1 protein-coding gene is annotated in these 325 nt (G+C 64.6%); it reads right to left on the bottom strand.

All coding sequences use genetic code 11. From position 1 onward, the window contains the following. Positions 1-40: 40 nt before the first annotated feature. The coding region (locus tag KVT32_RS29355) for a YqaA family protein (RefSeq protein ID WP_371825639.1) at positions 41-325 on the bottom strand (285 nt) is incomplete at its 5' end.

The raw sequence follows: 325 nt of genomic DNA, 5'->3' as shown, positions 1-325 counted from the left end.
CATCCGAATCGCATCGGGTATGCATCCGACGCGACCAGGATCAACCGGTGACCTGCGTAACCATGTCCCCGATCTGCTTCCAGAACCCGTCCGGTATGTACAGCAGCGCCGCCGTCATGGTGAGATAGCGCGCGAGCTTGCCGATGGCCATGTACATCACGCTCGGCCAGAACGGCAGGTGCAGCCAGCCCGCCAGCGAGCACAAGGGGTCGCCGATGCCCGGCAGCCAGGACAGCAGCATGGTTTTCGCCCCGAAGCGGCGCAGCCAGCCGAACCAGCGGCTCTGGCGCTCTTTCGCAAACGCGATCTTCGCCCGGTAGCCGAT

Source organism: Achromobacter sp. GbtcB20, assembly GCF_019091095.1.
GTDB lineage: Bacteria > Pseudomonadota > Gammaproteobacteria > Burkholderiales > Burkholderiaceae_B > Achromobacter > Achromobacter mucicolens.
Note: the sequence above shows the minus strand (reverse complement) of the source record. Positions and strands in the feature narration are given on the sequence as shown.